Source organism: Mesorhizobium sp. M1A.T.Ca.IN.004.03.1.1, from assembly GCF_003997555.1.
Classification (GTDB): Bacteria; Pseudomonadota; Alphaproteobacteria; order Rhizobiales; family Rhizobiaceae; genus Mesorhizobium.
The window spans coordinates 1-264 of record NZ_RZTV01000479.1 but is presented as its reverse complement, the minus strand read 5'-3'; the positions used below and the strand labels follow the sequence as shown (position 1 = coordinate 264).

The window sequence follows — 264 nt, the reverse complement described above, 5'->3', positions numbered from 1 at the left end:
ACAACGGCGTCGATCCGTTCCCGAAGGCGGCCGCAGCCCTTGAAGCGGCACGTGAAAGCGGCCTTGCCGTCGTCCTCATCACAAATTCGCCGCGCCTTTCCTGGCAAGTGGTCGAGCAGTTGCGCCAGATCGGCGTTCCCGACAGCGCCTATGACCGGATCGTTACCTCGGGCGATGTCACCCGCCGGCTGATCGCCGAGGGACCGAAGACCGTGTTTCTGCTCGGCCCCGAGCGCGACAAGGCGCTTCTCGAAGGCATCGGCG

At 65.5% G+C, this 264-nt stretch carries 1 pseudogene; it reads left to right on the top strand.

Annotation, left to right across the window (positions count from 1 at the left end):
- Positions 1–264, top strand: a pseudogene (locus EOD29_RS32515) (TIGR01459 family HAD-type hydrolase); the annotation flags it as partial.